The sequence below is a fragment of the Niveibacterium terrae genome, assembly GCF_048213115.1.
Taxonomy (GTDB): domain Bacteria; phylum Pseudomonadota; class Gammaproteobacteria; order Burkholderiales; family Rhodocyclaceae; genus Niveibacterium; species Niveibacterium terrae.
Genome location: NZ_CP172404.1, coordinates 1,778,867 through 1,792,007, shown reverse-complemented (window position 1 = coordinate 1,792,007; position 13,141 = coordinate 1,778,867). Strand labels below are relative to the sequence as shown.

Annotated in this window: 10 protein-coding genes and 1 pseudogene; 9 read left to right on the top strand and 2 right to left on the bottom strand. The window is 65.4% G+C overall.

Annotation, left to right across the window (positions count from 1 at the left end; all coding sequences use genetic code 11):
• Positions 1–16: 16 nt before the first annotated feature.
• A complete protein-coding gene (locus tag ACHFB9_RS08255) occupies positions 17–568 on the bottom strand; it encodes a methyltransferase domain-containing protein (RefSeq protein WP_417071015.1) in 552 nt (183 codons plus the stop codon).
• A 247-nt stretch (positions 569–815) separates the two neighbouring features.
• Here ACHFB9_RS08255 and ACHFB9_RS08250 point away from each other — a divergent pair, with 247 nt between their 5' ends.
• From ACHFB9_RS08250 to ACHFB9_RS08210, 9 genes and pseudogenes are all read left to right on the top strand, one after another.
• Positions 816–3,089, top strand: a complete 2,274-nt coding sequence (locus ACHFB9_RS08250; protein ID WP_417071013.1) for a TonB-dependent hemoglobin/transferrin/lactoferrin family receptor — start codon at positions 816–818, stop codon at positions 3,087–3,089.
• Between the two features lies 1 nt (position 3,090).
• Positions 3,091–7,068, top strand: a complete 3,978-nt coding sequence (cobN, locus tag ACHFB9_RS08245; RefSeq protein WP_417071011.1) for a cobaltochelatase subunit CobN — start codon at positions 3,091–3,093, stop codon at positions 7,066–7,068.
• Entirely contained in the window at positions 7,065–7,559 is a 495-nt protein-coding gene (locus tag ACHFB9_RS08240) for a MotA/TolQ/ExbB proton channel family protein (RefSeq protein ID WP_417071009.1), read from the top strand. The genes cobN and ACHFB9_RS08240 overlap by 4 nt, the downstream gene beginning before the upstream one ends.
• Positions 7,556–7,957, top strand: a complete 402-nt coding sequence (locus ACHFB9_RS08235) for a DUF2149 domain-containing protein (RefSeq protein WP_417071008.1) — start codon at positions 7,556–7,558, stop codon at positions 7,955–7,957. The genes ACHFB9_RS08240 and ACHFB9_RS08235 overlap by 4 nt, the downstream gene beginning before the upstream one ends.
• A gap of 15 nt (positions 7,958–7,972) precedes the next feature.
• The gene (locus tag ACHFB9_RS08230; RefSeq protein ID WP_417071006.1) at positions 7,973–8,269 is read left to right on the top strand and encodes a hypothetical protein; all 297 of its coding nucleotides are present in this window, start codon (positions 7,973–7,975) and stop codon (positions 8,267–8,269) included.
• A gap of 10 nt (positions 8,270–8,279) precedes the next feature.
• Positions 8,280–8,444 (top strand): hemin uptake protein HemP, encoded by a 165-nt coding sequence (gene hemP, locus ACHFB9_RS08225; protein ID WP_417071004.1) that lies wholly within the window; start codon positions 8,280–8,282, stop codon positions 8,442–8,444.
• A gap of 12 nt (positions 8,445–8,456) precedes the next feature.
• Entirely contained in the window at positions 8,457–9,068 is a 612-nt protein-coding gene (gene rpsD / locus ACHFB9_RS08220) for a 30S ribosomal protein S4 (protein WP_417071002.1), read from the top strand.
• Positions 9,069–9,081: 13 nt separating this feature from the next.
• Positions 9,082–9,843 carry an energy transducer TonB gene (locus tag ACHFB9_RS08215; RefSeq protein WP_417071000.1) on the top strand — a complete coding sequence of 254 codons (762 nt, stop codon included), beginning with the start codon at positions 9,082–9,084 and terminating at the stop codon, positions 9,841–9,843.
• An 84-nt stretch (positions 9,844–9,927) separates the two neighbouring features.
• Positions 9,928–10,750: pseudogene (locus ACHFB9_RS08210) on the top strand (IS30 family transposase).
• 131 nt (positions 10,751–10,881) lie between these two features.
• Here the strand turns inward: ACHFB9_RS08210 and ACHFB9_RS08205 are convergent.
• Complete coding sequence (locus ACHFB9_RS08205; RefSeq protein ID WP_417070998.1) at positions 10,882–13,071, bottom strand: hypothetical protein; 2,190 nt, start codon at positions 13,069–13,071, stop codon at positions 10,882–10,884.
• Positions 13,072–13,141 lie beyond the last annotated feature (70 nt).

Genomic DNA, 13,141 nt, shown 5'->3' with positions numbered 1-13,141 from the left:
CAAGTGCTCACTCTATTCAGGGTTTGCCGAAACTCATGATGTAGTGATCCGGACAGCCCACGAGATCGAGCTGCCGGACAGCGAAGCCCGCCTGCCTGACTTCGGCTTCGGCCTGCTGCGGCCCGACCCAGCTGCTCTCGCCTTTGAAGTCGACGAACACGATCCGGGTCTGGAGACCGACCTGCTCGGCGAGTCGGGTGAGAAAACCCGACCTGTCCTCGATGAAGCGATAGACGTTGGCGAGGAAGACCAGATCGAGGTCTTCCGGCAGACAGGGGTTCGCCGGAAGACAGGCCCCGACGCGGACCCGGGCAAAGCGCTCGCGCATGTGCGCCTGCATGTTCGGCTCAGGGTCGAGGGCGTGGATCACGCCCTCGATGATCTCGCGCGCGAAGAGTTCGGTGAAGTAGCCGGTGCCCGCGCCGACGTCCGCGACCCGCATCCCGGCCGTCAACGCCAGATGCTCGAGGATGTATCCGGTGTTCTGCCATTCGGCGCGGTTTTCCGCGTCGAAGATCAGGCTCAGGCGCTCCGGGTCGGCAAAGCTGATGCGTCGAGGAAGGCTCACCGCAGTCCTCCCCCGGCCGTCGCCGGCTGCATCAGCTCCCTGAGCCGCGCGAAAGCCTGGGGATGATTCCGACAGATCCTGCCTTACTTGCGAATGATTCTCATTTGCATATAATTCGCCCCATGCCCTGACAGCAGACCGCATCCGGGCCGGGAAGGGTTGGAACAGAGCCACGGCCCCTCCCCCTTTGCGCAAGCCAGCGGCCATCGCCCGCAAGCCAGCGTTCTTTCTCACAGGAACGATCACGATGGCAAAAAAAGACAGCGCCGCGCGCCGCGCAGCCCCCCAGACCGAACGATTCAGGCCTCAGCGCCTCGCGCTGGCAATCCTCTGCGCCTGGCCACTGGCCAGCCAAGTGCAAGCGGCCACGCCGACCGAGACCGAACTGAAGGACGTCGTCGTCACGGCCACCCGCTCCGAAGCCCAGACCAAGGACGTGGCCGGCACCGTGACCGCGACGACGCGCAAGCAGATCGAGCGAAGCGGCGCGACCTCGTTGACCCGCGCGCTGGCCGACGAGCCCGACGTGAGTCTGCCGGGCGATTCGCGCCGCTTCGGCGAGGGCACCATCAACATTCGCGGCATCGAGGACAATCGCGTGCTGATGCTGACCGATGGCGTACGCGGCGCAGATTTCCGCAGCCCGGGCACGACCAACTACGACGCGAACAACCGCGACCTGCCTTTCGTCGAATTTCTCAAACAGATCGAGATCGTGCGCGGCCCGAGCTCCAGCCTCTACGGCTCGGATGCGATCGGTGGCGTGGTCGGCTTCCTGACCCTGGACCCCGCGGATCTGCTCAAGGGCCGCAGCTTCGCGACCGGCGCCTCGCTGGGCTATTACTCGGCCGACAAGAGCACGCGGAGCACCGCCTACCTCGCGACTGGCGGCGACAAGCTCCAGAGCCTGCTGATGGTCGGTCAAGCCCACGGCCAGGAGACCGACAACCAGGGCGACGTCGCAGTGCAGGGCCGCACGCGCAGCGCACCGAACCCGCTCTCCTGGAAAAAGACCGACCTGCTCGGCAAAGTCGTCTTCACGCCCAGCGCCGCGCACCGCTTCAAACTAACGCTGGAGCACAAGGAGAGCCAGACCGACGTCGACGCCCAGCGCGTCGGCAACACCGCGAGCCTCGCGCGGATCACGACCAACCTCGGCTCCGACTCGCTGCAGCGCGACCGCATCGTGCTCGACTACGACTACACGCCGACCGCGAGCTGGTTCGACAGCCTCGCGGTCCGGCTCTACGCGCAGCGCCAGGCCACCGACAACGAGAACCTGCAGCTGCGCACGAACACCTCTTCGAGCTGCTCGGCATCGAGCGCCGGCACGACGAACTGCCGCGTCGATCAGAACTTCGCTTACCGGCAGAGCCACACCGGTCTCTCGGTGCAGCAGGAGAAAGCCTTCACGCTGTGGCTGCCCCAGCAGGCCACCTGGGGAGCGGACCTACTGCGCACGCGGACCGAGGAAGCCAAATACATGACCTGGACCAACCTGGCCACCGGTGCGAGCTCGAACACGCTGATCGGCGACACCTATCCGCGCACCGACTATCCGCGCGGTCACACCGACCAGCTCGGCCTCTTCGCCCAGGACGAGATCCGTGTCGGCGCCCTCAGCCTGGTCCCCGGCCTGCGCTTCGACAGCTTCAAGCTCTCTCCCGAAGACGATCCGCTCTACAAGCGCACCGACGGGCGCAGCGCGGTCAGCAAGTCGGACAGCCACCTCTCGCCCAAGCTCGCCGCGCTCTATGCGATGAGCCCGGACTGGAACCTCTATGCGCAGTACGTCGAGGGCTACCGCGGTCCGAACTACGAGGAGCTGAACCGCTGGTTCGCGAACGGATCGCAGCGCTACGCGGTAATCGGCAACCCCGAGCTCGAGCCCGAGACCAGCCGCAGCGTCGAGATCGGCTCCAAGTATGCGGGCCCGCGCTGGGGCGGCCAGTTCTCGCTCTACCAGAACCACTACAGCAAATTCATCGAATACACGCTGCTCCCCTCGGGAGACCCCAGAGGCGTCACCGGCTACTCGACCTACCAGTACCAGAACCTCGACGGCGTCGTGATCCGCGGCGGCGAGCTGCGCGGCTACTGGCAGGCTCTGCCGGCCCTGCGCCTGAGCGCCGCGCTGGCGGTCACGCAGGGCTCGGTCACCTCGACCGGCGAGCCGCTCAACAGCGTCGAGCCCAAGCGCATCAGCGTCGCCGCGGCCTGGACCCCGTCCGACAAGTGGGGCGCCGAGTGGCGGCTGCGCGCGGCTTCGGGCAAGGAGCACATCGACACGTCCAGCACCGACTACTACCGTCCCTCGGGCTACGGGGTCAATGACCTGTCGGCCTGGTGGCAGATCCAGTCCAGGGTCAGGATCAACGTCGCGCTGAACAACGTGTTCGACAAGAGCTACTACCTGTGGGGCGATGTGCGCCGCGCCGGCCTGACCGCGAACGATCTGGCGCCGGAGTTCTATACGCAACCCGGTCGCAACTTCGCGCTGACCGTGAAACTGGACTACTGAGATGGGTTGGACACGTCTGCTGCGTGCTGTCTGGCTCGGTCTGGCTCTGCTCGTAGCCGTTCCGGCCTTCGCGGCCGCCCCCCGCATCGCAATCCTCAGCAGCGCGCCAGCACCGGTCGGCAAGTACGAGGTTCTCGCCGAAGCCGCTCAGAGGCGCGGTCTGCGGGTCGAGGCGCGCTACATCGAACGCCTCGACGATGCGGCGCTGACGAGCTTCGTCGCAGGCGCTGATCTGCTGATCGTCGAGACGCCCCGCCCCGGTCTGCTCGAAGCGATGCTGGGCCGGCTCGGCGCGAAGTGGAGCGAGCGCAGCGGAGCCCGGCTGCTGATCGACGGCGGTCGCAGCGAAGCGAAGGGCCTCGCGGCCGGCGTCGCGACCGCACTCCCCCTCTACCTCGCCCACGGCGGCCGGAGCAACCTCGAAGCGGCGGCCCGCCTGCTCGCCGCGCGCCAGTTCAACCTCGGCGAGGACAAGGACATCCCGCCGCCGCTTCTGATGCCCGATGCGGGTTACTACCACCCCCGCCTCGCCGGGGCCGTGACGAGCAGCCCCGATGAAGCTCTGGCCGTCTCGGGCGAGGTGGGGCAACCGGTCGTGGGCGTCAGCATCCACCAGACCTATGTGTCGGGCGTCGATACCGCCTACATCGACGCGCTGATCGGGGCGATCGAAGCGCGCGGCGGCCGCGCCTTGGTCTTCTACACGCCGATGAGCGGCGAGGACCAGTTCCTGAAGATGGCCGCACCAAACGGCAAGCGCCTCGTCGACGTACTGATCAACAACCAGATCATGTACGACGCAACGGGCCGACGCAGCGAGTTCGCGCGTCTGGGCGTTCCGGTGCTGCAGGCCATCCCCTACCGCCGCGGAGACGCCGCCGACTGGCACGCCGACCCGCAGGGCATGCGCCTGATCGATCTGCCCTTCTACCTCGTGCAGAGCGAGATCGCCGGCAGCATGGACCCGATGATCGTCTCGGCGATCAACAAGGCCAGCGGCAAGGTCGAAGCCATCCTGCCGCAGGTGGCCAGCGTCGCGAGCAAGGCGATGAAGCTCGCCCGTCTGCACCGCACTGACAACGCCGAAAAGCGCGTCACCATCCTGTTCTACAACTACCCGCCCGGCGAGAAGAACCTGTCGGCCTCTTTCCTGAACCAGCCCAAGAGCCTCGCCGCAACGCTGGCGGCGCTGAAGGCGGCCGGCTACCGCACCGAGACGCGCGACGCCCAGACGCTGACCCGCGAACTCGGCCGCCTGCTCGCGCCCTTCTACCGCGACGGTGAACTTGAACCTCTGCTCGATGCGGGCCTCGCAGTCTGGATGCCGATCAGCGAATACCGCCGCTGGTTCGACGCCCAGCCTCCGGCCCTCAAAGCCCAGATCACGACGCGTTGGGGCGAGCCCGAGCACAGTGCGATGGTTCTGCGCCGCGATGGCGAAGCCGGTTTCGTGATCCCCCGCCTCGAGCTGGGCAAGGTCGCCTTGATGCCGGTGCCCCCACGCGGCGATCGCCGCGACGACAAGGAAGCAGCGCTCTACCACTCGACCAAGGAGCCGCTGAACCACTTCTATCTGGCCGCCTATCTGTGGGCGCGCAATGGCCGCGATGCATTGGTGCACTTCGGCACTCACGGCACCCAGGAATGGACGCCGGGCAAGGAGCGCGGCCTCTCCGTCGACGACCAGCCCTTCCTCGCCGTCGGTGACGTGCCCGTCGTCTATCCCTACATCATCGACGACGTCGGTGAAGCGTTGCAGGCCAAGCGCCGCGGTCGCGCGACGATCATCAGCCACCAGACCCCGAGCTTCCGCCCGGCCGGCCTGCACACCGAACTCAACGCCACCCACGAGTTGCTCCACCAGTACCTGGGCCAGGACGAAGGCGGGGTCCGCGATGCGCTGCGCCGCGATCTGCTCAAACGCGGCACGGAGCTGCACCTCTTTGAGGACATGGGCTGGCCGCGGTCGCGCGCCGAGGCGAACTTCGCTGACTGGCTCACTGCGCTGCACGATCACCTGCACGCACTGGCCGCCCAGCTCCAGCCTTACGGCCTGCACAGCTTCGGCGAGAACAAGTCCGACGAGCTTCGCCTCTACACGGTGATGACGATGCTGGGCCAGGACTTCTACAAGCGCCTGGAACCCGCCGAACCCCAGGAGCTGTTCGCAATCGACTACGAGAAACTTGCCGCGAGCCGCCCCTTTGCGCTGCTGCGCCACCATCTGATCGAAGGCGCGCCGGACGACGAGGTCCGCGACGCGGCGCTGCGCGCCGATCTCGCACGCGCCCGGGCGCTGTGGGCGAGCCTCGATGCGACGCCTGAACTCGCGGGCCTGCTCGCCGGCCTCAATGGCGAATATGTGCCTGCGCACACCGGGGGAGACCCGGTGCGCAACCCCGAGTCGCTGCCGACCGGGCGCAACCTCTACGGTTTCGACCCCGCGAAGATCCCGACCCGCCAGGCTTGGGAGGCCGGCCGGGAAGCGACCGAAGCGATGATCGCCGAGTATCGTCAGCGTCACGGCCAGGCGCCGAAGAAGCTCGCCTTCTCGCTGTGGAGCGTTGAGACGATGCGCCACGCCGGCGTGCTCGAAGCCCAGGCCATGGCCGCGCTGGGCGTCAGGCCGAAGTGGGACGAGGGCGGACGCCTCGCCGGCGTCGAGCTGATCCCGGCCAAGGAGCTGAAAAGACCTCGCGTCGACGTCGTGCTGTCGGCCACCGGCCTATATCGCGACCACTTCCCGAACGTGATCAAGTGGCTCGCCGAAGCGGTCAGGCTCGCCGCGGCCGAGAAGGAGCCGGACAACGCAGTCCGCGCCAGCTCGGAGGCGATCCGCAGCGCACTCGCCGGCCGTGGCCTGCCCGAGGCCAGGCTCGCCGCACTGGCCGACACCCGGATCTTCAGCAACGAGTCGGGCGGCTACGGCACCGGGCTCAACGACGCGACACTCGCCTCCGACAGCTTCGCGGGCAAGGGCGCGGCGGCCGATGCGAAGCTCGCCAAACTTTATCTCGCGCGGATGCAGTACGCCTATGGCCCGGACGAGAAGGAATGGGGGCAGAAGCTGGACGGCTTGAACCTCTATGCCGAGAACCTGAAGGGCGTCGAAGCGGCGCTGCTGGCCCGCTCCTCGAACCTCTACGGCATGCTGACCACCGACGACCCCTTCCAGTATCTGGGCGGGATCGGCCTCGCGGTGCGCCACCTGACAGGCAAGGCACCCGAGCTCTTGATCTCGAACCTGCGCGATCCGCGCGCCTCGCGCACCGAGAGCGCGGCGGGCTTTCTCGCCGCCGAGCTCGCGACCCGCAACTTCCATCCGGGCTGGATCAAAGGCATGCAGGCCGAAGGCTATTCGGGCGCGCTGCACATGCTCGACGCGCTGAACAACTTCTGGGGCTGGACCGCGACCTCGCCCGAGATCGTCCGCGACGATCAGTGGCAGCAGTTCGCCGACGTCTATGTCCGCGACAAGTACAAACTGGGCATGGACAAGTGGTTCGAGAAAAACGCGCCCCAGGCTCAGGCACAGATGATCGAAAGGATGCTTGAGGCCGCCCGTAAGGACTACTGGAAGGCCGACGACGCGACGGTCCGCGAACTCTCCCGCCGCTGGCAGGAGCTCTCCCGCCGCTTCGACATCCGGAGCGGCAACAAGACCTTCCTCGCCTACGTCGATTCCCGTTCGGCACCGCGCGGGACCGGCTTTGGCCTGCGGGCGGCTGCGGTGCGCCCCGCTACCGGTGCGGCGAAGCCGGGGGCGGCGAAAACGAACGCGCAGGCTCAGAGCCGCCCGGTCGCCCCCCAGGCTCCGGTGCGCGGCATCCGCCTCGAAAAAGTGGCACCCCCGGTCCCGCCGCCCCCCTCTATCGCCTGGCTCTTCGGCGGCTCGTTGATGCTGCTCGCGCTCAGTGGCGGCGCGCTGCGCCGCCTCCTCTTCTCACCCCATCCCGTTTTACACAAGGACTTCGCATGACCCCCAATCCGCTCGAATCGATGATGTACGACATCGGCCAGCTCTTCCTGCTGCCGGTGCTGACCCTGGTCGCCATCCTGTTCCTCTATGCTTTCTGGGCGCTGGGCGACTTCCTGATCCAGGCCGCCCTGAGGGCCCGCAACGCACCGGAGAGCGGCCGCGGCTACAGCCTGATCGCGCTCGCCCGAGCCCGTCGCCTGATCGATCCGGAAGCGCTCGACGTGGCCGCCCACAAGCTGCTCGAAAAGCCGCGGATCGCGACCCGCGTCGCGCCGATGCTGGGTCTGGTGGCAACGATGATCCCGATGGGGCCGGCGCTGCGCTCGCTCTCCGACGGCAAGATCGGCAACGTCGGCATGAGCCTGACGATCGCGTTCTCGGCGGTGATCCTGGCCCTGATCGCGGCCGCAATCACCTTTCTGATCGTCGGCGTGCGCCGGCGCTGGCTGGCCGAAGAGATGCTGTGGCTGAACCGGCAGGTGCAAGCGTGAACGCGCCCGCCAGCGCCATCGAGACCGCGCCGGCCGTCGCGCCGCCGCGCCGCGCCGCACCGTCGAGCTTCCTGCACGAGGATGAGGGAGACGATCCGATCCTGTCGGTCGTGAACCTGATCGACGTCTTCCTCGTGATCATCGCCGCGCTGCTGATCAGCGTGATCCAGAGCCCGGCCAACCCGTTCTCGTCCGCCGACGTCACGGTCATCAGGAACGCAGGCAAGCCGGACATGGAGATCACGGTCAAACAGGGCGAGAAGATCACCCATTACCAGGCCAAGGGCCAGATCGGCGGAGGCGACGGCGAAAAGGCCGGCGTGGCCTACCGGCTCAAGGACGGCGCGATGGTCTATGTGCCCGAAGCTCAGGCCCGCGCGCCCGCAGTCAAACCCTGACAGAGGAGAAAGCAGATGGACATGGATCCCGATTTCGCCCAGACCCGCTCGGCCACGCTGATGGCCGCCGCGCTTCACCTGCTCAGCTGCTCGGCCGCCCACGGCTTGAGCAGCGCCAAGGCTCAGGCCCTGGTCAAGCACCTGACGGCGCTCGCCGAGCGCGCCGACACCGACCCGCTGCTGGCCAGGACCTGCGAAGAGCTCGCCGAAGTCTGGCAGCGCCTGGAGGCGGAACTCGAAGCGCACAAACGCGAGGAAGCGGCCCGACTGAGCGCCCAGCTCGGGTTTGCACCCACGCCAATGCTGCACTGAGGAGTTCGCGATGAGCACTCCCGCCCCAAACCCCGCTCCGCTCCCGATCGAAGCTCCACGAACCCTGTCCAGCGCTGAACTGCTGCGCGGAGAGACGACTCTGGTCATCGAGCACCAGGGCATGCGTTACACGCTGCGGGCGACCCGCAGCGGCAAGCTGATTCTGACCAAATAGAAGGAGAACACGATGTCCCGTTACACCGGCCCCCGCCTGAAAGTCATGCGCGCCCTGGGCGTCGATCTGCCTGGCCTGTCGCGCAAGAGCATCAGTGAGCGCCCGAACCCGCCCGGCCAGCACGGCGCCCGCCCGCAGCGCAAGTCCGGCTTCGGCCTGCAGCTTCAGGAGAAGCAGAAGCTGCGCTTTAACTACGGACTCACCGAGCACCAGATGCGCCGCCTGGTGCTCGACGCGCGCCGCGATCGCGGCTCGACCGGTGACAAGCTCGCCGAACTGCTCGAGCGCCGGCTAGACAACGCGGTCTTTCGCTCGGGCTTCGCGCCGACCGTGATGGCCGCGCGCCAGCTGGTCAATCACGGCCACGTCGAGGTCAACGGCCGCGCCGTGGACATCCCGTCCTATCGGCTCCGCTTCGGCGACGTCATCACTCTGCGCGAGAGGAGCCGCAAGCTCGCTGCCGTCCAGGCCAGCCTCGCCGAGCCGGCGCTGTCGCGTCCCGAGTGGCTCGCCTTCGACGAAGCGAAAAAGCTCGCCAGCGTCGCTCACCTGCCCGCCGTCAGCGACATCCCCTTCCCGATCGAGATGCAGCTGGTCGTCGAGTACTACTCGCAACGCATCTGATCCGGCAAACACGATGAGCGCCCAAACCCACCCCCTCCTCGCCCCCACACTGACCGCGGCGCACGGACTCGACCGCCCGTCGCCGGGCGAGTTCAGGGCGGGTGGGCGGCAAGGCGGCCCGGTCGCGTTCCACTGCCGCGCGCTGGCGCTGGTTGTGCTGGTCCATGGCCTCGCGCTCGCCGCCTGCCTCGCCTCGCGCAGCGAAGCCGCTGTGAGCCTCGCGAACCGGGTGAGCGAGGGCGTGACGATCAGCTTGATCCCTGATCGGGAAACCGCTGAGCCGCCCTCCCCGCCACCAGCACAGCGGGAAGTGCGCATCATGAACACAGAGTTGGCGAACAGCGAAGTGATGGTGCAGATTGCCGCCGAGCCCCCCGCTGCACCGCGAAGCGAAGCCACGGCAACCGAGCCGCCCGCAGCGACTTCGCCGCAAACTGCGGCACCGCAAGCCGCAGCGCCGCCAGCCCTGCCCGTCAGATCCGAGGCCAAGCAGGCTCCGCGCGAAATACACCAACTGAGCTGCGAAGTGCCCAAGCCCGAATATCCCGCAAGATCGAAGCGGCGCGGCGAGACCGGGCGCGTCATCATGCGCATCTTTGTCGATGAGCAGGGCTCGGTCAGCCGGATCAGCCTCGTTCGCAGCAGCGGCTATCCGGCTCTGGATCAGGCGGCGCTGCGTGCCGCTCAGCAGGCGCGTTGCGCCGCCTATATCGAGAACGGGCAGGCGCTCGCGGTCAGCGCACTGCAGAATTTCAACTTCGAGTGGGCGGAGTGAGCCCAGCGCGGCTGACCGAATGCTTGTGCCCCCCCTTAGACTCAAGTTCCAAGTGCAACACCCCTGCGAGGATAGAGTGTTGCGATGGGAAAAACCTACAGCCATATGAGCCCCGAAGAGCGTGCGGCGATCATGATCGAGCAGGCGCGTCAAACGAGTTGCCGGGGGATAGCCCGGCTGCTGGGTCGAAGCGAATCGACGGTCTCGCGCGAGCTCTCCAGAAACAAGACAGAACAGGGCGAAGCGTACGACGCCACGGCTGCGGCCAAGGACTATCGCGCCCGGCGTGAGCGCAGCGTGCGGCGCCCTGAAGCATGAGATGATCCAGGCGCTGCGCCAGGAGAAGAGTGTGCGCGGGGCGCGCCGAACGAGCGCGGCCGGTGCAAGCTTTGTCCCAGAGGAGCTGCGCATCGTCAATCGCCCCGAGGAGATTGCGCAGCGGCTCGTTCCGGGACACAGGGAAGGCGACATCATCAAAGGGGCGTTCAACCGCTCGGCGGTCGGCACGCTGGTCGAACGTGAGACGCGTTTTGTAGTGCTCTGCAAGATGGAGGGCTTTACGCGTCAGATGAAGAGGCTGCCCGCATTCCTGCGCGAGAGTTTGCCCTACGACCGGGGAAACGAACTGGCCCGCCTCGCCAAACTTTCAAAGCGGCTGAACATCGACATATGGTTCTGCGATCCGCATGCGCCTTGGCAGCGCGGCAGCAACGAAAACACCAATGGCCTGCTGCGCCAATTCCTGCCCAAGGGCGCGGATCTATCAAGCGTCAGCCAAACTCAGCTCAACGAAATTGCCCGATTGCTCAATCAGCGACCCCGGCAAACGCTCGACTGGAACACCCCGGAAGAGGCGCAGGCCAGGGAGATTCAAGAATTTCAAAACCGTGTTGCACTTGATTCTTGAGACCGCCCTGTTTCAGAGCAAAACCGGGTGAATGCAAGACTTTCCCCCGGGTCTCGTATGGCGCTTCAGATTTGCTCATCCAGATACTTGAACCAGTCAAAATCTCCCGCCTTGAATGTCTGAATCCCAAGCTAGAAGTTCTTGAAAATACTGTCATTCCATGCTGTTGGCGCTGAACATTCGAGCAGTTTCGGACTGAAAATTGCAAACCCTCTCGGATTGTCAGCGTGACGATAGGGACAGGCTACGGTCATGGAGAGTCCCTCTTTTGCCGCAGGCCATTTTCCCGGGTAAATGCGCAGATCAATCGTCAGTGCATCGGTGCGCCCGGTATGCAGATTGGCATACCCGTCAAAGCTCATGATTTGAAACGGCACGTTGTGCGGATTGCCGCTCATCTGGCCATCCGTTGCCGCAAAGGCTTCCTCTTGAGTCCCGTAGAAGGAGAAATCCTTGAATGTACCGGTATCGCCTTCGCCAGGCACAAACACGGTGGGCGCACCAGTGCCGCCCCCCTCAACCGCATACATGCTCCATGCCGCCATGAACCCCGCCTTCTTTACGGCAAATGCAATCTGGCCATCGAGAGGGATGGCCGGATTCGACAGCAAGCTGTTGCGCAGGATGGACGGGGTCGGGGCTGACGCAAACCGAAGCGCCTCGCGAGCCCATTCCGCCACGGTCCGCTGCGGGGCCGGTTGCAGCAGGATTTCGGTAACCAGCCCCAAGGGGAGATACACACGCCCATTGAGCACACATACCGAGGTCGTCTCAAACGCAAACTCCAGATCGGGAATTCCTTCTCGCGCCTGCTGAAAATCCAGCCATTTCACGGACATGTTTCCGGTGCGCGCCACCGTCATGCCGATGTAGAAAGCCACCAGACGCAGGAAGTTCTGCGTATCCGCATTGTTGACGAATTCCTCATACTGTGGCGCGAGACGTGCGCGTATGGATCTCAGCAACTGATCCAGCCGTTCCAGACTTGGGGCGGAATAGTCGGGCTGAATGAGTTTGAGCTGTTCCCTGAATTTCAGACCGCCCTTGATGTCCCTGTCTGCAAAGAATGCTTCGAGCATTGTTTCGCAACGCTGGTTCTCGTCGGCAGGCGAAGCTTCCGGAAGCCTTGCAACCAGGCGTTCGACATATCCCCGGCACGTCATGTCGCCAGGTTCGTCGAACAGCTTGTCTTCGATCAAGCCCAGCGGAACGCATGCCGATGTGCCGATGATTCCGACCACTCTGGACCAGTCCGCTTCGGGAATGGGCATGTCCGCTGGCATGAATGAAGCCGCCTGTTCGCGGGAACACCATTGAATCGGGATCTTGGTCTGCCTGGAAATCACCGTTCCCATATAGAACGCCAGCATGAGGCAGAAATTTCCGGCACTTGGCCGGCTCTTCCAGTTCTCGCGTTGTGGCGAGTAGCGGAGTCTGATCTGCTTCAATAGCCGTTCGACACGATCCAGACTCTCCAGCGTGTAATCCAGTCTGCTCTGCTGCAACGCCTTCCGGAAGTCCAGCCCGCCCGGCAAATCCGCCCCCTCGTCGAGCGCAGTCAGAAATACCCGCGCCTGTTGATTCAAATCGACGCCGGTCTTCATGGGCTGGCTCAGGGCCTGCGGGGCGGTGGTGGCGGGGTTGCTCCGCTGCGTGTCCGAGGTGTTGCGGCGGGCTTGCTGGGCGACAATTTTTGACTGTCCATGGCGTCGTCCAAGCCACTCGAAAGCGGCGAAGAAGCCCAGCACCACCAGCACCATAAGGCCCAGCTTTCCGAATAGACCAGGTCCAGTGCGCACCTGCCCCGCGTCCGGCACCGGTGCGGCAGAAGCCGACGTCGCAGTGGCTGCCTGTTGTACGGCGGGCACTTCGAGCCGCACCGGTTCAGACTGGGCTGCCGGCGAGCTTGCCGGCTGGGACGCAGCTTGCCGGACGCTCGGAATTGCCTGCTGGGCGTACTCAGTGGTTCGTGTGTCGGTGTCCGAAGGGCATTCCCCTGAGCGAATCACTGTGCTGTAACTGCCGTCCGCAGCGGTGCACCGGTAGAAGGGTAAGCCACGCCTCTCGGCAGCCAGAGCATCCGCCATCTCTTGCTCGGTCAGGGGCTCGCGCTTATCAGTGTCCGAATGGCAAGAGCCGGGCGACGTATAGGATTCGCTGCCATCGGCCGGAATGCAGCGGAAGCGGTCACGCGCATGCGCCAGCGCATCCGTGCTCTGCATCAACGCCAGGACGGCGCCCAGCAGGATCCAACCCGTCACTCGGCTCGCCTCAGCACAGAGCCTTGCTGCCGGGCTGGCCACTCTTTCGGGTATCAACATGCCGTCGCAGTTCCTAGCGTTCATTTGAAGTCAATAAATTCAGTTAGTCCGAGAAGCCAAACTTTCGCAT

What these genes read in the sequence shown, in the direction of transcription:
- ACHFB9_RS08250 (WP_417071013.1), top strand. Translation starts at nt 816, where the DNA reads ATGGCAAAAAAAGACAGCGCCGCGCGCCGCGCAGCCCCCCAGACCGAA.
- cobN (WP_417071011.1), top strand. Translation starts at nt 3,091, where the DNA reads ATGGGTTGGACACGTCTGCTGCGTGCTGTCTGGCTCGGTCTGGCTCTG.
- ACHFB9_RS08240 (WP_417071009.1), top strand. Translation starts at nt 7,065, where the DNA reads ATGACCCCCAATCCGCTCGAATCGATGATGTACGACATCGGCCAGCTC.
- ACHFB9_RS08230 (WP_417071006.1), top strand. Translation starts at nt 7,973, where the DNA reads ATGGACATGGATCCCGATTTCGCCCAGACCCGCTCGGCCACGCTGATG.
- hemP (WP_417071004.1), top strand. Translation starts at nt 8,280, where the DNA reads ATGAGCACTCCCGCCCCAAACCCCGCTCCGCTCCCGATCGAAGCTCCA.
- rpsD (WP_417071002.1), top strand. Translation starts at nt 8,457, where the DNA reads ATGTCCCGTTACACCGGCCCCCGCCTGAAAGTCATGCGCGCCCTGGGC.
- ACHFB9_RS08215 (WP_417071000.1), top strand. Translation starts at nt 9,082, where the DNA reads ATGAGCGCCCAAACCCACCCCCTCCTCGCCCCCACACTGACCGCGGCG.
- ACHFB9_RS08205 (WP_417070998.1), bottom strand. Translation starts at nt 13,071, where the DNA reads ATGTTGATACCCGAAAGAGTGGCCAGCCCGGCAGCAAGGCTCTGTGCT.